The organism is Conexibacter sp. W3-3-2 (assembly GCF_009707605.1).
In the GTDB taxonomy this organism is placed as follows: domain Bacteria; phylum Actinomycetota; class Thermoleophilia; order Solirubrobacterales; family Solirubrobacteraceae; genus Paraconexibacter; species Paraconexibacter algicola.
In genome coordinates, this window is record NZ_WLYW01000001.1 from 3,277,622 (window position 1) to 3,302,064 (window position 24,443).

At 77.9% G+C, this 24,443-nt stretch carries 21 protein-coding genes and 1 riboswitch; of the genes, 19 read left to right on the forward strand and 2 right to left on the reverse strand.

The annotated features are described in order from the left end of the window. Nucleotides 1-60 precede the first annotated feature (60 nt). The 3 genes from GKE82_RS15920 to GKE82_RS15930 are packed head-to-tail and all read left to right on the forward strand — an operon-like array spanning nt 61 to nt 3,085. Complete coding sequence (locus tag GKE82_RS15920; RefSeq protein WP_154733960.1) at nt 61-711, forward strand: ABATE domain-containing protein; 651 nt, start codon at nt 61-63, stop codon at nt 709-711. After that, on the forward strand, nt 708-2,012 hold the full coding sequence (locus GKE82_RS15925) for an MFS transporter (protein ID WP_154733961.1): 1,305 nt from the start codon (nt 708-710) through the stop codon (nt 2,010-2,012). Before GKE82_RS15920 ends, GKE82_RS15925 begins: the two co-directional genes overlap by 4 nt. Then, nucleotides 2,009-3,085, forward strand: coding sequence for a citrate synthase 2 (locus GKE82_RS15930; protein WP_154733962.1), 1,077 nt, complete (start codon nt 2,009-2,011; stop codon nt 3,083-3,085). The genes GKE82_RS15925 and GKE82_RS15930 overlap by 4 nt, the downstream gene beginning before the upstream one ends. On the opposite strand, the gene GKE82_RS15935 is transcribed toward GKE82_RS15930, so the two are convergent. Beyond that, nucleotides 3,082-3,531 (reverse strand): MarR family winged helix-turn-helix transcriptional regulator, encoded by a 450-nt coding sequence (locus GKE82_RS15935; RefSeq protein ID WP_154733963.1) that lies wholly within the window; start codon nt 3,529-3,531, stop codon nt 3,082-3,084. The two genes, GKE82_RS15930 and GKE82_RS15935, sit on opposite strands and share 4 nt — an antisense overlap. A gap of 103 nt (nt 3,532-3,634) precedes the next feature. Here GKE82_RS15935 and GKE82_RS15940 point away from each other — a divergent pair, with 103 nt between their 5' ends. Next, entirely contained in the window at nt 3,635-4,216 is a 582-nt protein-coding gene (locus GKE82_RS15940; RefSeq protein WP_154733964.1) for a hypothetical protein, read from the forward strand. A gap of 290 nt (nt 4,217-4,506) precedes the next feature. Here the strand turns inward: GKE82_RS15940 and bluB are convergent, their stop codons facing one another. Further along, nucleotides 4,507-6,318: a 5,6-dimethylbenzimidazole synthase gene (gene bluB / locus GKE82_RS15945; protein WP_154733965.1), complete on the reverse strand. Its 1,812-nt coding sequence runs from the start codon at nt 6,316-6,318 to the stop codon at nt 4,507-4,509. Between the two features lie 88 nt (nt 6,319-6,406). Further along, a riboswitch (cobalamin riboswitch) is annotated at nt 6,407-6,526 on the forward strand. Between the two features lie 49 nt (nt 6,527-6,575). Here bluB and GKE82_RS15950 point away from each other — a divergent pair. The 15 genes from GKE82_RS15950 (at nt 6,576) to GKE82_RS16020 (ending at nt 24,426) form a co-directional block, all read left to right on the forward strand. Beyond that, complete coding sequence (locus GKE82_RS15950) at nt 6,576-6,764, forward strand: CbtB domain-containing protein (protein ID WP_107568004.1); 189 nt, start codon at nt 6,576-6,578, stop codon at nt 6,762-6,764. Nucleotides 6,765-6,782: 18 nt separating this feature from the next. Continuing rightward, on the forward strand, nt 6,783-7,535 hold the full coding sequence (locus GKE82_RS15955) for a CbtA family protein (protein WP_107568006.1): 753 nt from the start codon (nt 6,783-6,785) through the stop codon (nt 7,533-7,535). A gap of 211 nt (nt 7,536-7,746) precedes the next feature. Then, nucleotides 7,747-8,226 (forward strand): histidine phosphatase family protein, encoded by a 480-nt coding sequence (locus GKE82_RS15960; protein ID WP_230316954.1) that lies wholly within the window; start codon nt 7,747-7,749, stop codon nt 8,224-8,226. After that, entirely contained in the window at nt 8,223-9,149 is a 927-nt protein-coding gene (locus GKE82_RS15965; protein ID WP_154733966.1) for a CobD/CbiB family cobalamin biosynthesis protein, read from the forward strand. The genes GKE82_RS15960 and GKE82_RS15965 overlap by 4 nt, the downstream gene beginning before the upstream one ends. Further along, nucleotides 9,146-10,684 (forward strand): cobyric acid synthase, encoded by a 1,539-nt coding sequence (locus GKE82_RS15970; RefSeq protein ID WP_154733967.1) that lies wholly within the window; start codon nt 9,146-9,148, stop codon nt 10,682-10,684. Before GKE82_RS15965 ends, GKE82_RS15970 begins: the two co-directional genes overlap by 4 nt. Then, the gene (gene cobN, locus GKE82_RS15975; protein WP_309233636.1) at nt 10,669-14,469 is read left to right on the forward strand and encodes a cobaltochelatase subunit CobN; all 3,801 of its coding nucleotides are present in this window, start codon (nt 10,669-10,671) and stop codon (nt 14,467-14,469) included. The genes GKE82_RS15970 and cobN overlap by 16 nt, the downstream gene beginning before the upstream one ends. Then, a complete protein-coding gene (locus tag GKE82_RS15980; RefSeq protein WP_154733968.1) occupies nt 14,466-16,403 on the forward strand; it encodes a VWA domain-containing protein in 1,938 nt (645 codons plus the stop codon). Before cobN ends, GKE82_RS15980 begins: the two co-directional genes overlap by 4 nt. Continuing rightward, complete coding sequence (gene cobO / locus GKE82_RS15985) at nt 16,400-17,020, forward strand: cob(I)yrinic acid a,c-diamide adenosyltransferase (RefSeq protein ID WP_154733969.1); 621 nt, start codon at nt 16,400-16,402, stop codon at nt 17,018-17,020. The genes GKE82_RS15980 and cobO overlap by 4 nt, the downstream gene beginning before the upstream one ends. Next, nucleotides 17,017-17,907, forward strand: a complete 891-nt coding sequence (locus GKE82_RS15990; RefSeq protein ID WP_154733970.1) for a hypothetical protein — start codon at nt 17,017-17,019, stop codon at nt 17,905-17,907. Before cobO ends, GKE82_RS15990 begins: the two co-directional genes overlap by 4 nt. Continuing rightward, the gene (locus tag GKE82_RS15995) at nt 17,904-19,277 is read left to right on the forward strand and encodes a cobyrinate a,c-diamide synthase (RefSeq protein ID WP_375337046.1); all 1,374 of its coding nucleotides are present in this window, start codon (nt 17,904-17,906) and stop codon (nt 19,275-19,277) included. The genes GKE82_RS15990 and GKE82_RS15995 overlap by 4 nt, the downstream gene beginning before the upstream one ends. Continuing rightward, on the forward strand, nt 19,274-20,965 hold the full coding sequence (locus GKE82_RS16000; protein WP_309233638.1) for a bifunctional adenosylcobinamide kinase/adenosylcobinamide-phosphate guanylyltransferase: 1,692 nt from the start codon (nt 19,274-19,276) through the stop codon (nt 20,963-20,965). The genes GKE82_RS15995 and GKE82_RS16000 overlap by 4 nt, the downstream gene beginning before the upstream one ends. After that, the gene (cbiE, locus tag GKE82_RS16005) at nt 20,962-22,182 is read left to right on the forward strand and encodes a precorrin-6y C5,15-methyltransferase (decarboxylating) subunit CbiE (RefSeq protein WP_154733973.1); all 1,221 of its coding nucleotides are present in this window, start codon (nt 20,962-20,964) and stop codon (nt 22,180-22,182) included. Before GKE82_RS16000 ends, cbiE begins: the two co-directional genes overlap by 4 nt. Next, a complete protein-coding gene (cobM, locus tag GKE82_RS16010; RefSeq protein ID WP_107568024.1) occupies nt 22,179-22,931 on the forward strand; it encodes a precorrin-4 C(11)-methyltransferase in 753 nt (250 codons plus the stop codon). Before cbiE ends, cobM begins: the two co-directional genes overlap by 4 nt. After that, a complete protein-coding gene (gene cobF, locus GKE82_RS16015; protein WP_309233639.1) occupies nt 22,928-23,689 on the forward strand; it encodes a precorrin-6A synthase (deacetylating) in 762 nt (253 codons plus the stop codon). Before cobM ends, cobF begins: the two co-directional genes overlap by 4 nt. After that, nucleotides 23,686-24,426: a cobalt-precorrin-6A reductase gene (locus tag GKE82_RS16020; protein ID WP_154733975.1), complete on the forward strand. Its 741-nt coding sequence runs from the start codon at nt 23,686-23,688 to the stop codon at nt 24,424-24,426. Before cobF ends, GKE82_RS16020 begins: the two co-directional genes overlap by 4 nt. Nucleotides 24,427-24,443 lie beyond the last annotated feature (17 nt).

Below are 24,443 nucleotides of genomic sequence, written 5' to 3' on the forward strand. Positions count from 1 at the left end.
ACCCTATCCGGCGACGGACGACCCGCCGAGACGTAACCAGTTGACTGCTAGCATGTGGTTATGCAGCTGCGGGGCCTCGACGAACGCACCGACCTCGACCTCCCCGAGCAGCTCGAGCTGCCGCTGCGCTCCGGCGCGCCCTACTGGTACTGGCTGGGCGGGCGGCCCTCCCTCGACCTCGTCAACACCCGGCGCGAGCGCTGGCGCCGCGGCGTCGAGACGCTCTGCAGCGCCGCCGACCTCGGCGCCTGGCTGCACACCGCCGGGCTCATGGACCGCGTGCCCGCCCGGGTCGGGCGCGACGTGCTGGACGAGGCGCGGGCGCTGCGCGAGGCGATCGACCGGCTCGTCCTCGCCACCGTCACATCCGAGCGCGCCCGCCGCGACGACGTCGCCCTCGTCGACGAGTGGCTCGCCTTCGCCGGGACCCGCCCGCAGCTGCGCCTGGCGGACTCCGGCCTCGTCGTGCTCGGCGAGCGCGCCGCCGCCGACTCCCCCCGCCGCGCGCTCGGCGTGCTCGCGCAGGACGCGGCGACGATGCTCGGCACCGACGCCGGCCGCGCCCGCGTGCGGATCTGCGCCGCCGACGACTGCAGCGCCCGCTTCTACGACCGCTCCCCCGCCGGACGGCGCCGCTGGTGCTCGATGCGCACCTGCGGCAACGCCGCCAAGGCCAGGCGCCACCGCGCCCGCGCCCGGGGGGACGCATGAGCGGCGAGGAGCGCGCCCACACGCTGCGCTACCGCTGGGTCGTGCTCGCCGTCGGCGCGCTGGGCGCCGGGGCGTTCAACTCGCTGCGGATGGGCCTCCCCGCGATCTCCCCCGAGCTGCGGTCCACCTACGCGCTGTCGCTCCCCGAGGTCGGCCTCGCGTTCACCGCGCTCAGCGTCGGCGTGCTCGTCACGCTCGTCCCCTGGGGCCTGCTGAGCGACCGGATCGGGGAGCGGCCCGTCATGACCGTGGGCCTCACCGGCACCGCCGGGGCGCTGCTGCTCGCCGCGTCCGCCCGCAGCTTCGGCGCGCTGCTCGCCGCCTTCACCCTCGCCGGCATGTTCGGGGCCAGCGCGACCGGGGCGTCCGGCCGCGCCGTCATGGGCTGGTTCCCGCGGCGCGAGCGCGGCTTCGCCCTCGGCATCCGGCAGATGGCGCTGCCGCTCGGCGGGGCGATCGCCGCGGTCACGCTGCCCGCACTCGCCCACCACGGCGGCCTCGAGCTCGCGCTGCACGCCCTCGCCGGGGCGTGCGCCGGGGCGGCCGTCGCCGCCGCGATCTGGCTGCGCCCCGCCCCGCCCCTGCCCGCCTGGCAGGCCGCCCGGATCGCCGCCGCGCACGCGGGCGAGCCGCCCCCCACGCGCGACCCGCGCGCCTGGCGGCTCGGCGCCGGCAGCGCCCTGCTCGTCACCGCGCAGGCCGCGCTCATCGGCTTCCTCGTGCTGTACCTCGTCGACGTCGAGGGCCTCGCCCCCGGGCCGGCCGCCGCCGCCCTCGCCGCGACCCAGTTCGCGGGGGCGATGAGCCGCATCGTCGCCGGCCGCAGCAGCGACCGCGCCGGCGCGCGCCTGCCGCTCCTGCGCCGCATCGCGCGCCGCAACGCGCTCCTGCTCGCCGCCGTCGCGGCGCTCGTCGCGCTCGGCACGCCGCTGGCGATCCCGCTCGCGCTCGCCGCGACCGTCTCGACGATGTCGTGGAACGGCCTGGCCTTCACCGCCGCGGGCGAGATCTCCGGCCGCGACCGCGCCGGGGTCGCCATGAGCCTGCAGAACACGATCGTCGCGCTCGGCACCACGGTCGCCCCCGCGGTCTTCGGGCTCGTCGTCGCGTCCACCTCGTGGGCGCTCGGCTTCGCGCTCGTCGCCGTCGCGCCCGCCCTCGCCGTCGTCGTCCTCGCGCCCCTGGAGGGCGACGAGACCGCCCGCAACGCGCGCCGCGAGCGCGCGCGGCGATCGCGCCCGCCGGGCGGCGACGGCCCGGAGCGCCTGTCCACCACCACCCTCGGAGGGTCACCCGCATGAGCGACGTCCAGTCCGGCCTCGAAGGCGTCGTCGCCTTCGCCACCACCATCGCCGAGCCCGACAAGGAGGGTGGGGCGCTGCGCTACCGCGGCGTCGACCTCGAGGACCTCGTCGGCAGCGTCCCCTACGAGCAGGTCTGGGGCCTCCTGGTCGACGGGACCCTGCGGCCCGGCCTCGCGCCCGCGGAGCCGCACCCGCTGCTCGTGCGCTCCGGCGACCACCGCGTCGACGTCCAGAGCGCGCTGGCGATGCTCGCGCCCGAGTACGGCTACCGGCCCGTCATCGACATCAGCGACGAGCAGGCCCGCGACGACCTCGCGCGCGCGTCGGCGCAGGCGCTCTCGTTCGTCGCCCAGTCCGCCCGTGGGCTCGGCCGGCCGTGGGTGCCGCAGGAGGAGGTCGACCGCGCGACGACGCTCGCCGGCCGCTTCCTCACCCGCTGGCGCGGCGAGGTCGACCCGGCGCACGAGAAGGCGATCGACGCCTACTGGATCGCCGCCGCCGAGCACGGCATGAACGCCTCGACGTTCACCGCCCGCGTCGTCACCTCGACCGGGGCGGACTGCGCCGCCGCGCTCTCCGCCGCCGTCGGCGCCCTCTCCGGGCCGCTGCACGGTGGCGCGCCCTCCCGCGTGCTCGCGATGATCGAGGGCGTCGAGCGGACCGGGGACGCCGAGCGCTGGGTCAAGGACGCGCTCGACCGTGGCGAGCGGCTGATGGGCTTCGGCCACCGCGTCTACCGGGCCGAGGATCCGCGGGCGCGCGTGCTGCGCCGCACCGCGAGCGAGCTCGGCTCCCCCCGCTACGAGGTCGCCGCCGCGCTCGAGCAGGCGGCGCTCGCCGAGCTGCAGGCGCGCAAGCCCGACCGCGTCCTCGCGACGAACGTCGAGTTCTGGAGCGCGGTGATCCTCGACCTCGCCGAGGTCCCGGCGGACCTCTTCACCCCGATGTTCACCTGCGCGCGGGTCGCGGGCTGGTCCGCGCACATCCTCGAGCAGAAGCGCGAGGCGCGGCTGATCCGGCCGACCGCCCGGTACGTCGGCGAGGGGCCGCGCCCGGTCGGAGCGGTCTAGTCCTCGTCGGCGGCGCGCTGCGCGGCGACCGCGCGGCGCAGCAGGTCCCGCAGGACGCGCTGCTCCTCGCGGGGGAGCGCGGCCAGCGGGTTCGGTCCGGCGTCGAGCGCCGCGGCGATCTCGGCGTGCAGCGCGCGGCCGTCCTGCGTGATGACGAGGTGCTTGACACGCCGGTCGTGCTCCGCGGCGCGGCGCTCGACGAGGCCCCGCCGCTCCAGCCGGTCGACGATCCCGGTGACGTTGGAGTTGTCGCAGTGGAGCGTCGCGGCGAGCTCGCCCATCGGCGTCGGCTCGCCGCAGCTGAGGCGGCGCAGCGCCAGCCACTGCGGCGGCGAGAGGTCGCGCTCGCGCAGCGTGTCGAGGAACCAGCCGCGCGCCGGACCGGTGAGCTCGTGGACGAGACGCCAGGCCTCGACCGCGGGGGCCTGTCGGGTGCCGGTGGCCATCTCCCCGGATGGTAGCTGAGGTCCGCGATCGTTGATGACCTCAACGGTCGTGGGTGGGTGCGTATGCTTCGCGCCTGCGCCGTACCTCCGACCCACCGGATCGATGAGCGACTCCCGTCCCACCCCGTCCCCCGCGGCCGAGCGTCCCGCCGTCGCGCGGCGCTGGACGCCGCGCTGGATCGCCGGCGTGATCGCGCTGGTCGTCGCCGTGGTCGGCACGATCGCGGTCGGCCTGCAGGCCGGCTCGGACCTGCCGGGCGGACCCGACGTGCTGCGCGTGGCGTCCGCGACGCGCCTGGCCCCGACCGACCCCGCACCCGCGGCCCGCGACGGGCGGCTCGCGCTCGCCGTGGAGGGCGTCGCGTTCCCGGACCTCACCGGCCGCCCGCTGCGCTGGCAGGCCGTCGGCGCGCGCCGTGACGAGCTCGGCGGCCGCGCGATCACGACGGTCGCCTATCGCGACCCGGCGGGCGTCGCGATCGGCTACTCGATCGTCGCGGGGGCCGCGCTGGCCGCGAACCCCGGGGACGGCTCCGTCGAGCGCGACGGCACGACCTACCGCGTCTTCAACCGCGGCGGCCGCATCACGCTCGCCTGGGAGCGCGACGGCCACACCTGCGTCGTCGACGCCCCGCCCTCGGTCGACGTGCAGCGCCTCGTCGACGCGGCCACCGCCGGCGCGTAGCCGGGCCGCGCCCGCGATCCGGGCGTTCTGGGTGATCTGGAATCCATATGTGGCGCTCAGGTCACCCAGTACGGGGTGCGGGCCGTGCGGCGCCGGCGTTCTGGGTGATCCGGGACCCATATGTGGCGCTCGGATCACCCAGTACGGGGTGGGGTGCGTGGCGTGGGCGCGGCGCGGTGGCCGCGCGGACCGTGCTCGCCGTGGGCGTTCTGGGTGATCCGGGACCCATATGTGGCGCTCGGATCACCCAGTACGGAGGTGGGAGGTGCGCCCGCGCCCGCCGCGCGGCGTCAGGGGCGCTCGCGGAAGGCGCCCATCTCGCGGTGCAGGCGGCCGGCCTGGGCGATCAGGGGGAGGGCGAGCAGGGCGCCCGAGGCCTCACCGAGGCGCAGGCGCAAGTCGAGCAGCGGCTCGAGGCCGAGCTCGGCGAGCACGAGGCCGTGCGCGGGCTCGGCGGAGCGGTGACCGGCGATCAGGTGCTCGGCCAGGAGCGGCTCCTCCCGGACCGCGCACAGCGCCGACACGCTCGCCGCGTACCCGTCCAGCACGACCGGAAGCCGGCGGGCCGCCGCGCGCGCGGTCGCCCCGGCGAGCGCCGCCAGCTCCAGGCCCCCGGCCGTCCGCAGCGCCTCGTGGCCACCGAGCGCGCGCCCGCCGACCCGGGTCAGCACCGCCTCCACCGCGGCGCGCTTGCGGGCGATCCCGGCGTGGTCACTGCCGGTGCCCCGCCCGACCAGCCGCTCCGGGCCGGCCACGCCGAGGACCGCGGCCAGCGCCGCCGCGGTCGTCGTGTTGCCGATGCCGATCTCCCCGAGCACGACGCAGTCGACGCCCGCGTCGGCGAGCTCGTCGACGAGCGTCGCGCCCGCCTCGAGCGCCGCCCGCAACTGCGCCGCCGACAGCGCGTCCTCGCCGACGAGATCCGCCGTGCCGTCCGCGATCCGCAGGTCCCGCACGCCCGGCACCCGCGGTCCGCGCAGCCCGACGTCCGCCGCGAGCAGCCGGTGACCACCCGCCGCGCACAGCACCGCGACCGCGGTCTCACCGCGGCCGGTGGCGGCGAGGATCTCCCCCGACACGGTGCCGTCGAAGAGGCTCGTCCCGCGGCCGACGTGCCCGTGGTCGGCGGCCGCCACCAGGACCCCGGCGCGCAGCTGCGCGGGCGGGGCGGCCCCGGTGATCGACGCCCACCGCTCGACCACCGCGTGCAGGGCGCCGAGGCTCCCCGTGGGCGTGACGAGCTCGTCGAAGCGGTCCCGGGCGGCGACGAGCGCCCGGACGTCCGGCCCCGCACCGCCGAGCCCGTCACGGCCGGCGGAGGACGAGGCCCCGGCCGCTCGGGCGCGGGCGCTCACCGGCGCGGCGTCGTCCCAGCGGTCCTCCATCACCACGTCCCGCAGCGGCAGCCGCGCCGCCCAGCCCGCGGCCTCCAGGCCCGGCCGCACCGGTCGCTCGTCCGGCCAGCCGAGGCACAGCCACGCCATCGGCTCGACCCGCGCCGGGATCCCGAGCAGCTCGCGCAGGTCGTCGGGCCGGTAGAAGCTCACCCAGCCGACGCCCAGGCCCTCCGCCCGTGCGGCGAGCCACACGTTCTGGATCGCGCACGCCGTCGAGTACACGTCGGTCTCCGGGATCGTGCCGCGGCCGAACACCTCGGCCCCGTCCTCGCCGCGGTCGCAGCAGACGACCAGGCCGATCGGGGCCTCCACGACCCCCTCGATCTTCTGGTCCAGGAAGTGCCCGGCGCGCTCGTCGAACCGCTCCGCCTGTCGCAGACGCTCCCGCTGCGCGATCGTCCGCATCGCGCTGCGCGTGCCCCGGTCGCGCACCACCACGAACCGCGTCGGCTGCATCAGCCCGACGCTCGGCGCCCGGTGGCCGGCCGTCAGGACGCGCTCGAGGACGTCGTCGGGGATCGCGTCCGGGCGGAACCGGCGGATGTCCCGGCGCTGCTCGATCACCGCGTGGACCGCGGCACGGGCGTCGTCCGCGAACCGCCACGCGCGAGGGTCCGCCGCCCGCTCCGCGGCCCGTGACGGATCGAATCCCGCCGGGGTCGGCGGGCGCACGAACGCGTCGGAGGACGACGGGGGCCGGGACATGGGGGCGACAACGGTAACGCGACACGGCGTCGTTGACGTTCGTGCGTCGCGTTCGCTAGGTTGGCCGACGAACCACGTGGCGGCGCGCAGGAACCCGGTTGAAATCCGGGGCGGTCGCGCCACTGTGTCCGGGGAGCGACCCTCAAGCAGCCACGGCCCGCAACGGGCTGGAAGGCGAGGCGAGCAGCGATCCGGGAGCCAGGACACTCCGCCCGCCACGGCCCATCGATTCGGGACGCCTGATCCCGGGAGGCCTCATGAACACCACCGCTGCGCCCACGCCCGTCCCCGTCCGCGATCTGCTCCCCGCGATCGTCGCGGCGGCCGCGATGCTGGTGCTGCTGTACCTCGTCCAGTTCGACCAGGGCGCCGTCTCGCAGACCGGCAGCTTCCTGCACGAGCTGGTCCACGACGCCCGGCACCTGCTGGGCGTGCCCTGCCACTAGCGGCCAGGGGACATAGCCATGACCTGGGCTCCCATCCGCCGGGGGGTCGTCGTCGGCGTGCTCGCCGGGCTGCTCGCCGGCCTGTTCGCGTACCTCGTCGGCGAGCCGCTCGTGCAGGACGCCATCGACATCGAGGAGTCGAAGGCCGCCGCGCACGCCGGCCTGACCTTCATCCCCGCCCACATCTCCGACGTCGTCGTCTCCCGGGACGCGCAGCGCGGAGGCCTGTTCCTCGGCAACGTCCTCTACGGCGTCGCCATGGGCCTGATCTTCGCGGTCGTGTTCCTCGCGGTCCGTGGCCGCGGCCGCGCCCGCAGCGACTGGCAGCTGTCGCTCGTCATCGCCGGCTGCGCGTTCGTGGCGCTCGTCGCGCTCCCGTTCGTGAAGTACCCGGCCAACCCGCCCGCCGTCGGCGACCCCGACACGATCGGGGACCGCACCGCCTACTACGTGATCCTGCTCGTCGCCGGCGCCCTGTCGGTGCTCGCCGCGATCCGCGTCGGCCGGCTCGCCGAGAGCGGCGGGGAGGAGCCGTGGCGCCGGCCGCTGGCGATGGTCCTGACGTTCGGGGTGCTCGCGCTCGTCCTCGTGCTCGCGCTGCCCGACGTCGACGAGGTGCCGTCGGACTTCCCGGCGTCGCTGCTGTGGCAGTTCCGGCTCAGCTCGCTGGGCACGCAGCTCGTCTTCTGGACGTCGCTGGGCATCGGCTACGGCATCGCCGCCGACCGGGCGCTGCGCCCCGCCGCCGCGCGGGCCGCGGTGACGACCTAGGAGGCCCGGTGCGACGGCTGGTGCTGGTCCGGCACGCGCGCACCGCCGCGGTGCGCGCCGCCGGCTTCCCCACCGACGACGAGCCGCTGGACGCGACCGGCGTGGCCGCCGCCCGCGCCGGGGCCGCCGCGGTCGCCGCCGCGGGCTGGGCGCGTGACGGCGCGCTGCGCTCCCCCTGCCGCGGGCGGGCGAGACCGCCGCGCTGCTGGGCCTGCCCGACGCGACGCCCGTCGCCGCCCTGGCCGAGGCCGACTTCGGACGCTGGGCGGGGCGCACCCTCGCCGAGGTCGCCGCGGGGGACCCCGACGCGGTCACCGCCTGGATGACCGATCCCGCCGCGGCGCCGCACGGCGGCGAGTCGCTGGCCGACGTCGTCGCGCGGGTCGGCGCGTGGCTCGACACGCGGGCCGCGCCCGACGGGCCGGAGGGCCGGATGCTCGCGGTCACGCACGGCGGCGTGGTGAAGGCCGCGCTCGTCCACGCGCTCGGCGCGCCGCTCGACGCCTTCTGGCGCCTGGACGTCGCCCCGCTCGGCGTGACCGAGCTGCACGCCCACGACGGCCGCTGGACCGTCGCCGGGGTCAACCGGCCGCTCGTCGCCGCGCCCGCCCCCGCCGCCGACGCGGCCGTCACGCCCGACCGCCGCGGCCGCGAGCCGCGCGCACTCGGCGCGGTCTGGGGCAGCCGATGAGCGCGGTCGCGCTGCTCGGCGGCTGGACCGCCGACGCGCTCCTGGGCGACCCGCGCCGCGGCCACCCGGTCGCCGGGTTCGGCCACGTCGCGTCCCGCGTGGAGGCCGCCGCGCACGCCCCGCGCCGCGGCCGCGGCGCGGCGTGCGTCGCCGCGCTCGTCGGCGGGACCGCGCTGCTGGCCGAGCTCGCCGCCCGTCGGCTCGGCCGCGGCCCGGTGCTCGTCGCGGTCACCTGGGCGGCGCTCGGCGGCCGCTCGCTCGGCACCGTCGCCGCGCGGATCGCCGCGCACCTGCACCGCGACGATCTCGCCGGCGCGCGCACCGCGCTGCCCGCGCTCGTCGGCCGCGACCCCGCGGCGCTCGACGCCGACGGCGTCGCCCGCGCGGTCGTCGAGAGCGTCGCCGAGAACACGAGCGACGCGGTCGTCGGCGCGCTCTTCTGGGGTGCGGTCGCCGGGCCCGCCGGGGTCGCCGGGTTCCGTGCCGCGAACACGCTCGACGCCATGTGGGGGCATCGCTCCGACCGCTACGCCGACTTCGGCTGGGCGGCCGCCCGGCTCGACGACGCGCTCGGCGCCGCGCCCGCCCGGCTCACCGCGGCGCTCACCGCCGCCGCCGCACCGCTCGTCGGCGGCTCCCCCGCCCGGGCGCTCGCCGCCGCCCGCTCCCCGGCCGCGCTCGCCCACCCGTCCCCCAACGCGGGCGTCGTCGAGGCCGCGTTCGCCGGGGCGCTCGGCGTGCGGCTCGGCGGGCGCCTGAGCTACGGCGGTCGCACCGAGGACCGCCCCGTCCTGCACGCGACCGGACGGTCCGTCGCGGTCGGCGACGTCGCGCGCGTGGTCCGGCTCTCCCGCGCGGTCGGGCTCGGGGCCGCGGGCGTCTGCGCGCTCGCCCGCCACGCCGCCCGGAGGACCGGGCGATGAGGGGCGCGCTGCTCGTCACCGGCACCCACTCCGACGCGGGCAAGTCGCTCGTCACCGCCGGCATCTGCCGCTGGCTGCACCGCCAGGGCGTGCGGGTCGCGCCGTTCAAGGCGCAGAACATGGCGCTCAACAGCGTCGTGACGCGGGACGGCGGGGAGATCGGCCGCGCCCAGGCCGTGCAGGCCGCCGCCTGCGGCCTCGAGCCGCAGATCGCGATGAACCCGATCCTCATCAAGCCCTCCGGCTCCGGGCACAGCCAGGTGATCGTCAACGGCCGCCCCTACGCGGACGCCGACGCGCGCAGCTACCAGTCGCTGAAGGACGAGCTGAAGCCGATCGTCGCGCAGGCGCTCGCCGACCTGCGCGCCCGCTACGACGTCGTCATCTGCGAGGGCGCCGGCTCCCCCGCGGAGATCAACCTCCGCCACGCCGACCTCACGAACATGGGGCTCGCGCGCGCCGCCGACCTCCCGGTCCTGCTCGTCGGCGACATCGACCGGGGCGGCGTCTTCGCGTCGCTCATCGGGACGCTCGCCGCCCTGGATCCCGACGACCAGGCGCACGTCGGCGGCTACCTCGTCAACAAGTTCCGCGGCGACCTCGGGATCCTCGCCCCCGGACTCGAGGACCTCCGCGCCCGCACCGGCCGCCCGACGCTCGGGGTGCTGCCGTTCGCCGAGGACCTGTGGCTCGACGTCGAGGACTCGCTCGCGCTCGACGCGCGCGCCGACCGCACCGCCCCCGACGTCGCCGCCGCCGACGTGCTCGACGTCGCCGTGCTGCGCCTGCGCTGGATGAGCAACTTCACCGACGTCGACGCGCTCGCCTCCGAGCCCGGCGTGCGCGTGCGCTTCACGCGCTCGCCCGCCGACGTCGCGCGCGCCGACCTCGTCGTCATCCCCGGCACCAAGGCGACGGTCGAGGACCTCGCCCGCCTGCGCGCCGACGGCCTCGACCGCGCGCTCGCCGACCGCGCGGCCGCCGGGGGCGCGATCCTCGGCATCTGCGGCGGCTACCAGCTGCTCGGCGCCCGGATCGAGGACGAGGTCGAGTCGCGGCGCGGCGTCGTCGACGGGCTCGGGCTGCTGCCGGTCACGACGCGGTTCGCCCCCGACAAGGTCCTGCGCACCTGCACCGGGACCGCCCCGGACCTCGACGCGCCCGCCGGCGGCTACGAGATCCGGCACGGCCGCGTCGCGACGACCGGCGGACGGCCGTGGCTGCGTCACGACGACGGCACCGACGAGGGCTGCGTCGCCGGCGCGGTCCGCGGCACCTCGTGGCACGGCGTGCTCGAGCACGACGCCCTGCGCCGCGCGCTCCTGCGCGACGTCGCCGCGCGCACCGGCCGCGCGTTCCGTCCCGGGACCGCGTCGTTCGCCGCCGTCCGCGCCGCCCACCACGACACGCTCGGCGACCTCGTCGAGCAGCACGTCGACACCGCCGCGCTCACCGACCTCATCACCGGCGGGGTCCCCGCCGGGCTGCCCTCGCTCACCCTGACCCTGGAGGCGCCCGCGTGCTCCGCTTCGTGACGACCGCCGACACCGAGATCCTCGCCACCGCCGGAGCGGTCCGCCGGCTCCCCGACGACTTCCCCGAGGTGCGCTGCGCCAACCCGCGCGGCACCCGCGAGATCGAGGCGTTCTGCGACCACGTCCTCGACGGGGCGCGCGTCGTCGTCCTGCGCGTGCTCGGCGGCCGCCGCGGCTGGGACGGCGGCGTCGACCGGCTCGCGCAGCGCTGCCGCGAGGAAAGCGTCGCGCTGATCGCGCTCGGCGGCGAGGCGCGACCGGACGCGGAGATGACCGCGCTCTCCACCGTGCCCGCGGGCGCGGTCGCGCAGGCGGGCGAGTACCTCGCCTCCGGGGACGTCGGCAACGTCGAGCAGCTGCTGCGGTTCCTCGCCGACACGTTCCTGCTCGAGGGTTTCGGCTTCGAGGCGCCCGCGCCCGTCGAGCAGGTCGGCGTGTACCTCCCCGGCCGCGGCGACGTCACCGTCGAGGAGGCGCTCGCCGACCGCGACCCCGCCCGGCCCGTCGTCGGCATCACCTTCTACCGCTCCCACCGCCTGACGGGGAACACGGACTTCGTCGACGGGCTCTGCGCGGCGATCGAGCGCGCCGGGGGGACGCCGCTGCCCGTCTGGTCCTACACGCTGCGCCGCGGCACCCACGACGGTCGCGTCGCCGCCCTCGACCTCCTCGACGGGCACGTCGACGCGCTCATCACCACGATGCTCGCGACCGGCGGCTCCAACGCCGGGGACGCCGCCGACCCCGCCTCGGGCGAGGACCGCATGGACTGGGACGCCAGCGCGCTCGAGGCGCTCGACGTCCCGGTGATCCAGGCGCTCTGCGTCACCCGCAGCCGCGCGCACTGGACCGAGCACGACGAGGGCCTGCCGCCGATCGACGCCGCCACCCAGGTCGCGATCCCCGAGTTCGACGGGCGCATCATCGCCGGCCCGATCTGCTTCAAGGAGGCCGTCGAGGAGGAGGGCGTGCGCGGCGTCGGCTGCCCCGTCCCCCGCTACGTGCCCGACGCGGAGCGCTGCGACCGGCTCGCCGGGCTCGTGCTGCGTCACGCCCGGCTGCGCGACCCGTTCCGGCCGACGTCGCCGCGGATCGCGATCGTGCTGACCGCGTTTCCGACGAAGCACGCCCGCATCGGGATGGCCGTCGGCCTCGACACGCCCGCGAGCGCGATCCGGCTCCTGCACGCGCTGCGCGAGGACGGCGTCGACGTGCGCGACATCCCCGCCGACGGCGACGCGCTCATGCACGAGCTCATCGCCGCGGGCGGCCACGACCCCGAGTTCCTCACCGACCGCATCCTCGCGCAGGCCCCGCTGCGGCTGCGCTCCCAGGCGTACCTCGACTTCTACGCGACGCTCGACGAGGACCTCCGCGCGTCGATGGAGGAGCAGTGGGGCCAGGCGCCCGGGGACCGCTACCGCGACACCTCCGACGGCCGCGACGACCTGGTCATCGCGGGCGTCGAGTACGGCGACGTCGTCGTCCTCATCCAGCCGCCGCGCGGCTACGGGGAGGACCAGGTCGGCATCTACCACGACCCCGAGCTCGCCCCCGCCCACCACTACCTCGCCGCCTACCGCTGGCTCGACCGGCACTGGCGGGCCGACGCGGTCGTGCACCTCGGCAAGCACGGCACGCTGGAGTGGACGCCCGGCAAGATGCTCGCGCTGTCGCGCGGCTGCGCCCCCGACGTCGCGCAGGCCGACATGCCGCTCGTCTACCCGTTCGTCGTCAACGACCCCGGGGAGGGCGCGCAGGCCAAACGCCGCGCGCACGCCGTCGTCGTCGACCACCTCGTGCCGCCGATGATGCGCGCCGAGAGCTACGACGAGCTCGCCGACCTCGAGGGCCTGATGGACGAGTACGCGCGCCTGGAGGTCCTCGACCCGAGCAAGCTCCCCGGCCTCGGCGCGGAGATCTGGAAGGCGATCCAGGCCGCGAACCTCCACGACGACCTCGGGCTGTCCGCCGAGGAGGAGCCCGACGACGCCGGCACGCTCGTCGAGCACCTCGACGGGTACCTCTGCGAGGTCAAGGACGTCCAGATCAAGGACGGCCTGCACGTCCTCGGCGCGCCGCCCGCGGGGCCGCAGCTGCGCGGCCTCGTCGCCGCGATCGCGCGCCACGCGACGACCGTCGCCCCCGGTCTGCGCGAGGCGATCGGCGCGGCGTTCGGCCTCGACGAGCCCGCGCTCGTCGCCGCGCCCGGCGAGCGCGTCCCCGCCGACGCGAGTGCCGCGCTGCTGGCCCGCTTCCCGGGCACCGGCTACCGGGGCAGCGACCTGCTCGACCGGCTGCAGGAGGCGCAGGACACGCTGCTGGACGACCTCGCCGACCGCGACTGGGACCCGGCGCAGGCGCCGGGCGCGGTCCGCGACGTGCTCGGCCTCGACCCGGCGGTCGCGGGCGCCGGCATCGTCCGCGCGCTCGAGCACGCGGCCGGCACGATCGTCCCCGCGCTGCGGCGCTCCACCGACGAGATGACGAACGTGCTGCGCGCGCTGCACGGCCACCACGTGCCCGCCGGACCGTCCGGCTCCCCGACCCGCGGGCGCTTCGACGTCCTGCCGACCGGGCGTAACTTCTACACCGTCGACCCGCGCGCGCTGCCGTCGCCGCTGTCGTGGGAGACCGGGGTGAAGCTCGCCGACGCGGTCCTCGAGCGGCACGTCGCCGACACCGGCGAGCTGCCGCGCATGGTCGGGCTCGTGGCGTGGGGCACCGCGGCGATGCGCACTCAGGGCGACGACGCCGCCGAGGTCCTGGCGCTGCTCGGCGTGCGGCCGACCTGGCATCCGTCCTCGCGTCGCGTCACCGGCCTGGAGGTCGTGCCGCTGGAGGAGCTCGGCCGTCCCCGGATCGACGTGACGCTGCGGATCTCCGGGTTCTTCCGCGACGCGTTCCCGCACCTGCTGACGCTGCTCGACGACGCGGTCGCGACGGTCGCCGCGCTCGACGAGCCCGACGAGCAGAACTACGTGCGCGCGCACGCCCGCGCGGAGGCGGCGGCGCTCGCCGACACCCTCGACGAGGCGGCCGCCTGGCGCCGCGCGACGACCCGCGTGTTCGGCTCCAAGCCCGGCACGTACGGCGCCGGCCTGATCCAGCTGCTGGAGACGCGCGACTGGCGCGACGACCAGGACCTCGCGCGCGTCTACGAGGCGTGGGGCGGGTTCGCGTACGGGCGCGGCCTGGACGGCGTGCCCGCCGGGGAGGCGATGCGCGCCGCGTTCCAGCGGATCGACGTCGCGGTCAAGAACGTCGACTCGCGCGAGCACGACCACCTCGACTCCGACGACTACTACCAGTACCACGGCGGCATGGTCGCGACCGTGCGGGCGCTCTCGGGCCGCGAGCCGGCCGCGTACCTCGGGGACTCCTCGGACCCGGCGCGCGTGCGGATGCGGACCGTGCAGGAGGAGACGCGCCGGATCTTCCGCGCGCGCGTCGCCAACCCGCGCTGGATCGGCTCGATGACCCGGCACGGCTTCAAGGGCGCCGCCGAGCTGTCGGCGACCGTCGACTACCTGTTCGGCTACGACGCCACCACCGGGGTGGCCGACGACTGGATGTACGAGCAGGTCGCCGAGAAGTACCTGCTGGACGAGGACATCGCCGCGTTCATGGACGAGGCGAACCCGTGGGCGGCGCGCGCGATCGCCGAGCGGCTGATCGAGGCCGCCGACCGCGGCCTGTGGGCGGCCCCGGCACCCGAGACGCTCGCCGCGGTCCGCGACCGCTACCTGGCGCTGGAGGGCGAGCTGGAGGAGGCCTCGGCGTGAGCACGTTCCCGCTGAGCGCGATCGTCGGCCAGGAGCCGCTCGTCGAGGCGCTGCTGGTCTGCGCCGTCGACCCCGGCGTCGGCGGCGTGCTCGTGCGCGGGGAGCGGGGGACCGCGAAGTCCACCGCGGTGCGGGCGCTGAGCGACCTGCTCGCCGACGGCGGCCGGCTCGTGGAGGTGCCGCTCGGCACGACGCTCGACCGGCTCGTCGGCGCGCTGGACCTCGGGCGGGCGCTCGCCGGGGAGGCGGCCTACGAGGAGGGCCTGCTCGTGCGCGCGGACGGCGGGATGCTCTACGTCGACGAGGTGAACCTGCTGGCCGACCACCTCGTCGACGCGCTGCTGGACGCCGCCGCGACCGGGGTCGTGCGGGTCGAGCGGGAGGCGGTCTCGGTCACGCGCGAGTCGCGCTTCCTGCTCGTCGGGACGATGAACGCGGAGGAGGGCGAGCTGCGCCCGCAGCTGCTCGACCGCTTCGCGCTCGGGGTCGACGTGACGACCCCGCGGGACCCGGCCGTGCGCGCCGAGGTCGTCCGTCGTCGCCTGGCGTTCGAGGCGGACCGGGCCGGGTTCGTCGCCGCGTGGGCGTCCGCCGAGGCGGCGCTGCGGGCGCGGATCGCCGCCGCCCGCGCGGTCCTGGCGCGCGTCGTGCTGCCGGAGCGCGAGCTGCTGCGGATCACCGGGGCGTGCGCGGCGCTCGGGCTCGACGGCGTACGCGGCGACGTCGTCTGCGCGCGGACCGCCCGGGTCCTGGCCGCGCTCGACGGGGTCGAGGTCGTCGACGCCGGGCACGTCGAGCGGGCGGCGCAGCTCGCGCTCGCGCACCGCCGCCGCCGCGACCCGCTGGAGCGGGCCGACGCGGGCCAGGCCGAGATCGCCGACGCGGTCGCGGGCGCCGCACCCGACGGCGACCCGCCGCACGAGCCGCCGCCGGACGGGCCCGAGGGGCCGGACGGGCCGGGGGGCGGCGGAGGGTCGCGGCCGCCCGCCGGGGACGACGGCCCCGCGCGCGGCGGCGACCGCTCCCACGACGGACCCTGGACCCCGCCGTCCCGTTCCCAGGACGCTCCGGCCCGTGCGCAGGGCGGCGCGGCGCCCGACCCCTCCCGCGCGCAGGACGACCCGTCGGCTCGGCCGGGCGGCGAGCAGCCGGACCCGTCGGCTCGCGCCGCGGCCGCGGGCGGCGTCCCGGACCCCGAGCGTGCGGCGCTGCGCGCGCGGCTCGCGCTCGCCGGGCGCGGCGAGGGCCCGGCCGGGCGGCGCGGGCGCAGCGTCGGCCCGGACGCGGGCGTCATCGACACGCGCGCGGCCGAGCCCGGGGACCCGCTGGCGCTCGTCCCCACCCTGCTCGCACGACTGCCGTACGAACCCCCGCACCCAGCGCGGGAAACGCACGGCGGTCGCACCGCGGTCCGTGCCGGCCGGGAGGGGGCGCTGCTCGTGCTCGTCGTCGACACCTCCGGCTCGATGGCCGCCCAGCGGCGCCTCGCCCGCGTCAAGGGCGCGCTGCTCGACACGCTCCGCGACGCGTACGCCCGCCGCGACCGCGTCGCGATCCTCGCCTTCCGCGACGCCGCCGCCACGCTCGTCGCCGCGCCCGGCACGCCGCTGGAGCAGGCCGCCGCGGCGGTCCGGGCGCTCCCCGCGGGCGGCCGCACGCCGCTGGCCGCCGGCCTCGACGCGGCCGCCGACGTCGTCCACCGCGAGCGCGTCCGCGACCCGCGGCGCCGCGCGCTCGTCGTCGTCCTCACCGACGGCCGCGCCCCGCAGGACCAGGCGGCCGCCACGCACGCCGCGGGGCGCCGCCTGGCGCAGCTCGCCGACGTCCACCTCGTCGACACCGAGGACGGCCCCGTCCGGCTCGGGCTCGCCGCCGAGCTCGCGCGCGCCGCGGACGCCACCGTCACCACACTCAGCACCCGGAGGGCCGCATGAGCACCCCCACACCGCTCCAGAAGCACGGCGCGGACGTCGACGTCCCGCACACCCCCGACGACCGCGGCTCCGCCGAGCCCAAGCGCCGCAAGCCGCGCGACCGGCCGCTGGTCATCGTCATCACCGGGCACGGCAAGGGCAAGAGCACCAGCGCGTTCGGGATGCTCCTGCGCGCGTGGGCCCGCGGGTACCGCTGCGGCGTCTTCCAGCTCGTCAAGAGCGGCAAGTGGAAGGTCGGGGAGGCGAAGGCGGCGGAGGCGCTCGGCAACATCGACTGGGAGAAGATGGGCGACGGCTGGTCGTGGCTCTCCAAGGACCTCGAGGAGTCCGCCGACATGGCCCGCGCCGGCTGGGAGGAGGTCAAGCGCCGGATCGGCGACGAGCGCTACGAGTTCCTCGTCCTGGACGAGCTGACCTACCCGGTGAAGTGGGGCTGGATCGACGTCGAGGACGTCGTCACAACGATCCGCGACCGGCCGGGCTTCCAGCACGTCGTCATCACCGGCCGCGACGCCGCCCCCGAGCTGCTGGAGCTCGCCGACCTCGTCAGCGACATCGGGAAGGTCAAGCACCCGATGGACCAGGGCATCCGCGCGCAGCAGGGGATCGAGTGGTGACCGCGTTCGAGGTCGTCCTCGACGGCGCCACCGAGCCGGTCGGCCCGCACCCGACGTCGCTGGAGCGCGCCGCCACCCCGACCCTCGACGAGCTCGCGCTGCGCGGCGAGGTCTCCTGGCGGCGGACGATCCCGCGCGGCCTGCCCGTCGGGACCGAGACCGCGATGCCGGTCCTGCTCGGCTGGACCCCGACCGCCCCGGTCGCGCGCGGCGCCCTCGAGGCCGCGGCGCGCGACCTGCCCGTCCCGGCCGGCCGGCGCGCCCACCGCCTCGACGGCCCCGGGATCGGGGACCTGCGCGCGCTGCGCGACGCCGGCTTCACGCTGCACGACCTCACGCGCCGCCGCGCGCTCGTGCCCGGTCACGGCGCATCCGTCCGGGGCGGGCTGGAGCCGCCGCGGACGGTCCTGGCGATCGGCGCCGGGCCGCTGCCCGCGCTCGGGTCCGACGTGCGCATCTGGGCCGACGGGCTCGTGCCCCCGCCGGTGCTCGACGCCCGGACCGTCGTCGTCGCCGCGGTCGGCGCGGCCGCCGGGGTCGCACGGCTGCTCGGCGCGGACGTGATCGTCCCCGACGGCGCCACCGGGGACACCGACAGCGACCTGCGCGCGAAGGCCCGCGCCGCGCTCGCCGCCGCCGACCGGCCCGGGGTCACGCGCGTGGTCGTGCACGTCGGCGCGCCCGACGCGGCCGCGCACCGCCGCGACGCGGAGGCGAAGGTCTGCGCGATCGAGGCGGCCGACCGTCACGTGCTCGCCCCGCTGCTGGCCGCGGTCGCCGCCCGCCCCGGGCGCGCCTCGCTGGCGGCGGGCGCCGACCACGGCTGCGACCCCGCCACCGGCCGCCACCACGGCGCGCCCGTCCCGTGGGTCCGGTGGGCGTCGTGATCCCGCGCATCGTCGTCGCGGGCACCTCGTCCGGAGCCGGGAAGACCTCGGTCGCCTGCGGGATCATCGGCGCGCTGCGCGCCCGCGGGCACCGCGTGCAGGGGTTCAAGGTCGGCCCCGACTACATCGACCCGACCTACCACGCGCTCGCCGCCGGCCGCCCGGGCCGCAACCTCGACGCGTTCCTCAGCGGCCCCGAGCTGATCGCCCCGCTCGCCCGCCACGGCGCGACCGGGGCGGACATCGCGGTGGTCGAGGGCGTCATGGGCCTGTTCGACGGGGCGTCGGGCCGCGGCGAGCTCGCCTCCACCGCGCACGTCGCGAAGCTCCTGCAGGCCCCGGTCCTGCTCGTCGTCGACGCGGCGGCGATGGCCCGGTCCGCGGCGGCGATCGTGCACGGGTACCGCACGTTCGACCCCGAGGTCGACATCGCGGGCGTCGTGCTCAACCGCGTCGGCTCGGAGATCCACGAGCAGCTGCTGCGCGAGGCGATCGAGCCGCTCGGGGTCCCGGTCGTCGGCGCGATGCGGCGCGACGAGCGCGTCGCCGCGCCGGAGCGCCACCTCGGCCTCGTCCCCGCAGTCGAGCGGGAGACCCGCACGCGCGCCGCGCTCGACGCGCTGGCCGAGTGCGCGACCCGCTACGTGGACCTCGACGCCGTCGAGCGGCTCGCGCGCGCCGCGCCCGTGCTCCACGGGGAGGCGTGGACGCCGCTGGCGGCGGGCGACCGCCGCGCCCGCGCCCGCGTCGCGATCGCGCGCGGCCCCGCGTTCAGCTTCCACTACACGGAGAACCTCGAGCTGCTCGAGGCCGCGGGGGCGGAGCTCGTCCCGTTCGACCCGGTCGCCGACCCGCGGCTCCCGCAGGATGCCGACGCGCTCGTCCTCGCCGGCGGCTTCCCGGAGGTGCACGGCGAGGCGCTGGCGGAGAACCGCACGCTGCGCGAGGAGATCGCCGCGTTCGCGGCCGCGGGCGGACCGGTGCTCGCCGAGTGCGGCGGCCTGCTGTACCTCGCCCGCACGCTCGAGGGCCGCGCGATGTGCGGCGTGCTCGACATCGACGGCGTGATGGCCGGGCGGCTCACGCTCGGCTACCGCGAGGCGGTCGCGGCCGCCGACTCCCCGCTGTGGTCGGCGGGGGACACCGTCCGCGGGCACGAGTTCCACTACTCCACGGTCGTGCCGGGGGAGGGGACCGACGCCGCCTGGACGCTCACCGCGCGCGGGCGGTCCCGGCGCGAGGGCTTCGTCGCCGCGGGCGTGCACGCCAGCTACCTGCACACGCACTGGGCGGCGACCCCGGCGGCGGCGACGCGGTTCGTCGACGGTGCCGTCCGCCATCGCGCGTCCCGGGTGGTCGCGCGCGCGTGAGCCTCGTCGTCGTCATCGGCGGGACCCGCTCCGGGAAGAGCGCGCGGGCGGAGGCGCTCGCGGCCGCGTCCGGGCTGCCCGTGACCTACGTCGCGACCGGCGCGGTCATCGACGGGGAGATGCGCGAGCGCGTCGCCCGCCACCGCGCGCGACGCCCGGCGCGGTGGGCGACCGTGGAGCCGGACGCCGACCCGCTCGCGGTCGCCGCCACGATCGCGCGCGACGGCGGCTGCGCGCTCGTCGACGGGATCGGCGGCTGGCTGGCGACCGCCCAGCACCACGGCACGGACCTCGCGGCGTGCGTCGCGGCGGCCCGCGAGCTGTCGACGCGCGGCGGCCGGGTGATCGTCGTGGCCGAGCACGCCGGTGCGGGCGTGACGCCGATGGACGCGCTCACCCGCGCGTGGGTCGACGCGGTCGGCGAGGTCACCCAGGCGCTCGTCGCCCGCGCGGAGGTCGCGGAGCTCGTCGTCGCCGGACGGGTCGTCCCGCTCGCCGCGGGTGCCCCGGCGGGGGGCGACCGGCCCGCTGTCGGCACGCCGGAGGGGGACGAGGTGCGCCCGGTGCGGGACCCGCTGCGCTCCGATGCCCTCCCCGACCGGGCGCCGAGCCCGGCCGCGCCCACCGCCGGCGCGGGCGGCGGCCCGCCCGACGACGCCCTCGCCGACCTGCGGGTGCACGGTGACGCGGCGCTGGCGCCCGGCCTCGCGGACCATGCGGTGAACGTGCTCGACGGCGGCCCGCCCGGCTGGCTGCGCGCCGCGCTGCGCACCGCGCTGGAGACAGCGGTCGATCGCTACCCCGGCGAGCGCGACGCCTGCGCCGCGCTCGCCGCCCGTCACGGCCGCACGCCCGCAGAGGTCGTGCCGACCAACGGGGCCGCCGAGGCCCTGTGGCTGCTCGGTCCCGCGCTCGCGCCCCGGCACGCCGCGGTCGTCCACCCCGCGTTCACCGAGACCGAGGCCGGCCTGCGCGCCCACGGCATCCCCGTCACGCGCGTGCTGCGCGACCCCGACGCGGGCTTCGCGCTGCACCCGTCCGCCGTCCCCGCCGACGCGGACCTCGTCGTCGTCGGCAACCCCGCGTCCCCCTCCGGCACGCTGGACCCGGCCGCCGCGCTCCTGGCCCTGCGCGCCCCGGGCCGCACGGTCGTCGTCGACGAGGCGTTCCTCGACCTCGTGCCGGGGGAGCCGGGATCGCTCGCCGCCGAGCCACTCCCGGACATGATCGTGGTGCGGTCGCTGACGAAGTCGCTCGCGCTCGCCGGGGTGCGCGCCGGCTACGCCCTGGCCGCCCCTGCGCTCGCGCAGCGCCTGCGCGACGTGCGCCCGCCGTGGTCGGTCAACGCGCTCGCGCTCGCCGCGCTGCGGGCCGCGGCGCAGCGGCCCGACGCGCTCGCCGACGCCGCGCGCCGCGCCGAGGCCGAGCGCGAGGACCTCGTCGCGCGGCTCGCCGACGCCGTTCCGGGCCTGCGGACCTGGCCGTCGGTGACGAACTTCGTGCTCGTCGAGCTGCCCGACGGGCCCGGCGCCGTCGCCCGGCTGCGGGCCGACGGCATCGCGGTCCGGCACGCCGCCTCGTTCCCGGGCCTGCACGCGGGGCACGTGCGGCTCACCGCGCGCGACCCGCAGGCCAACGCGCGACTCGTCGCCGCCCTCGCGGCCGCTGTCCCGGCGGGGGTCCGATGAGCGCCCCGGTCCAGGTCGTGGGCGTCGGCGCCGACGGCTGGGCGGGCCTGGGCCCGGCGGCCCGCACCGCGATCGCGGACGCGCGCAGCCTGCTCGGCTCGCCGCGCCAGCTCGGGCTCGTCCCCGCCGAGGCGACCGCGGCGGACCGTCACGCCTGGCCGTCGCCGCTGCGCGACGCGTACGCCACGACGCTCCCGGCGCTCGCCGACGCGGGCGGGCTGGCCGTGCTCGCCTCCGGCGACCCGATGCTCCACGGCGTCGGCGCCACGCTCGCGGACCGCCTCGGTCCCGGGCGGCTGCGCGTCCACCCGCACGTGTCGGCGTTCCAGCTGGCCTGCGCCCGGCTGGGCTGGGCGGCGGCGACCGTCGAGCTCGTCAGCGCGGTCGCCCGGCCTGCGGACGTCGTCGCCACCCAGCTGCAGCCCGGCCGGCGGCTCGTCGCCTACGTCACGGGTCGTGACGGTGCGGCGCGCCTCGCCGCGGCGCTGCGCGAGCGCGCCCACGGCGCCAGCACGCTCGTCGTCGCCGAGCGGCTCGGCGCGCCGGACGAGCGCGTGATCCGCACGACCGCGGCGGCGTTCGACGAGGACGCCGACCCGCTGCACCTCGTCGCCGTCGAGGTCCGTCCCGACCACGCCGGGGTCCCGCTGCTCCCGCGCACCCCGGGCCTGCCCGACGAGGCCTACGCCCACGACGGCCAGCTCACCAAGCGCGACGTCCGCGCGATCACGCTCGCCGCCCTCGCCCCCGTGCCGCACGCCCTGCTGTGGGACGTCGGCGCGGGCTCCGGCTCGGTCGGCATCGAGTGGTGCCGCGCGGAGCCGACCGCGCGCGCCCTGGGCTTCGAGCCCGACCCGGTCCGGGCCGCCCGGGCCCGCGAGAACGCGCGCACGCTCGGGGTGCCCGACCGGGTGGAGATCCGCGAGGGACGCGCCCCCGACGCGCTCGCCCAGGCGCCCGGCCCGGACGCCGTGTTCGTCGGCGGCGCCGTCAGCGTCCCCCGCGTGCTCGACGCTGCATGGTCGGCGCTCGCGCCCGGCGGCCGGCTGGTCGCCAACGCGGTGACGGTCGAGTCCGAGCAGGCGGTGATCGCCGCCCGGGCCGCCCACGGCGGGCGGCTCGTGCGGATCCAGCTCGCGCACGCCGACGCGGTCGGCGCGTTCACCGCGATGCGCCCCGCGCTCCCGATCACGCAGTGGGCGGTGCGCAAGCCGTGACGGTCTTCTTCGTCGGCGCGGGCCCGGGCGCCGCGGACCTCCTGACGCTCCGCGCGGCCCGCGTGCTCGCCGCCGCCCCCGTCTGCGTGTACGCGGGCGCGCTCGTGCCCGAGGAGGTGCTCGCCCACTGCCCGCCCGGCGCCGAGCTCGTCGACTCCCAGCACCTCACGCTCGACGAGATCGAGGCGGTCCTCGCGCGCGCGCACGCGCGAGAGCAGGACGTCGCGCGCCTGCACTCGGGGGACCCGTCGCTCTACAGCGCGGTGACCGAGCAGGCGCAGCGCCTGCGCGCCCGCGGCATCCCGTACGAGATCGTGCCGGGCGTCCCCGCCTACGCGGCCGCCGCGGCGACGATCGGCCGCGAGCTCACCGTGCCCGGGGTCGCGCAGACGGTCGTGCTGACCCGGCACGCCCGCCAGGCCACCGCGATGCCCGCCGGGGAGGAGCTCGACGGGCTCGCCGCGCACGGCGCGACGCTCGTGCTGCACCTCGCGACGCAGGCGCTCGACGAGCTCGCCCCGCGCCTCGCGCACCACTACGGGGCCGACTGCCCGGCGGTCGTGGTGGCGCGCGCCTCGTGGCCGGACGAGCGGGTGCTGACCGGCACGCTCGCGACGATCGCCCGCCAGGTCGCGCAGGCCGGGGTCCGCCGGACCGCGACGATCCTCGTCGGTCCCGCGCTCGCGGGCGCGGACGCCGACGGGGCGTGCGCGTCGCACCTCTACAGCGCCGCGCGGGAGCGGCCGTGAGCGGCCGGCTGTTGCTCATCGGGATCGGCTGCGGCGACCCCGAGCACCTGACGCTCCGCGCCGCGCGCGCGATCGCCGAGCTCGACGTCCTGTTCGTCGTCACCAAGGGCCGCGGGCCCGACGACGAGCTCGTCGGGCTGCGCCGCGAGCTCGTCCGTCGCCACCGCCCGCCGGGCGCGCCGCTGCGCGAGGTCGAGCTGGCCGACCCGCCGCGCCCGTGGCGGACCGCCCCGGACTACGCGGAGGCGGTCGCGACGTGGCGCGCCGGTCGTGCCGCGTTGTGGCGCGCGGCGCTCGCCGACATCACCGACGGGCGGACCGGCGGGTTCCTCGTGTGGGGCGACCCGTCCCTGTACGAGTCGACGCTCGCGGTCGTGCAGGAGGTCCGGGAGGGCCTCGCTCTCGAGCTCGAGGTGATCCCGGGGGTGAGCAGCGTCCACGCGCTCACGGCCCGCCACGCGATCCCGCTCAACCGCGTCGGCGGGGCCGTCCAGATCATGCCCGCGCGCCGCCTGGCCGCGCACGGCATGCCCGACGATGTCGACGACGTCGTGGTGATGCTCGACCCCGACTGCGCGTTCACGACGCTCGACCCCGACGGCCTGGACATCCACTGGGGCGCGTTCGTCGGGACCCCGGACGAGCTGCTGCTCGCCGGGCCGCTCGCGCAGACCGGGCCGCGGATCGTCTCGGCGCGCGCCGCGGCGAAGGCCCGCAAGGGCTGGATGTTCGACCTCTACCTGCTGCGCCGCCGATGACCGCGGGCCGCGTGCTCGTGCTGGGCGGCACCGGCGAGGCGCGCGACCTCGCCGGGCTGCTCGTCGCCGACGGGGTGCCGGTGACGAGCTCCCTGGCGGGCCGGGTCGCCCGTCCGCGCCTGCCGGCCGGGGAGGTCCGGGTGGGCGGCTTCGGCGGCGTCGACGGCCTGCGCGCGTACCTGCGCGAGCGCGCGGTGCGGGCCGTGGTCGACGCCACGCACCCGTTCGCCGAGCGCATCGGCGCGAACGCGGCCCGGGCCTGCGCGGTGGACGGCGTGCCGCTGCTGCGCCTGGCCCGGCCCGGATGGACGGAGCGTCCGGGGGACCGCTGGCACCGCGTGCCGGACCTGCCCACGGCCGCCGCGCTCGTCAGCGATCTCGGGGCGCGGGTCTTCCTGACGAGCGGCCGGCAGGGGCTCGGTGCGTTCGCGGGTGACGCGACGACCTGGTTCCTCGTCCGCACGGTCGACCCGCCAGACCCGGCGGACCTCCCGCCCCGTCACGAGCTGCTCCTGGACCGCGGGCCGTACCGGCGGGAGGGCGAGGGCGCGTTGCTCGACGCGCACCGCATCGACGTGCTCGTCACGAAGGACTCGGGGGGCGCGCTGACGGTCGCGAAGCTCGACGCGGCCCGCGAGCGCGGCCTGCCGGTCGTCGTCGTCGACCGGCCGCAGCGGGCGGCCGTCGAGCAGGTGACGGACGCCGCCACGGCGGCCGCCTGGGTGCTGGCCCGCTAGCCCCGGCGACGCTGCCA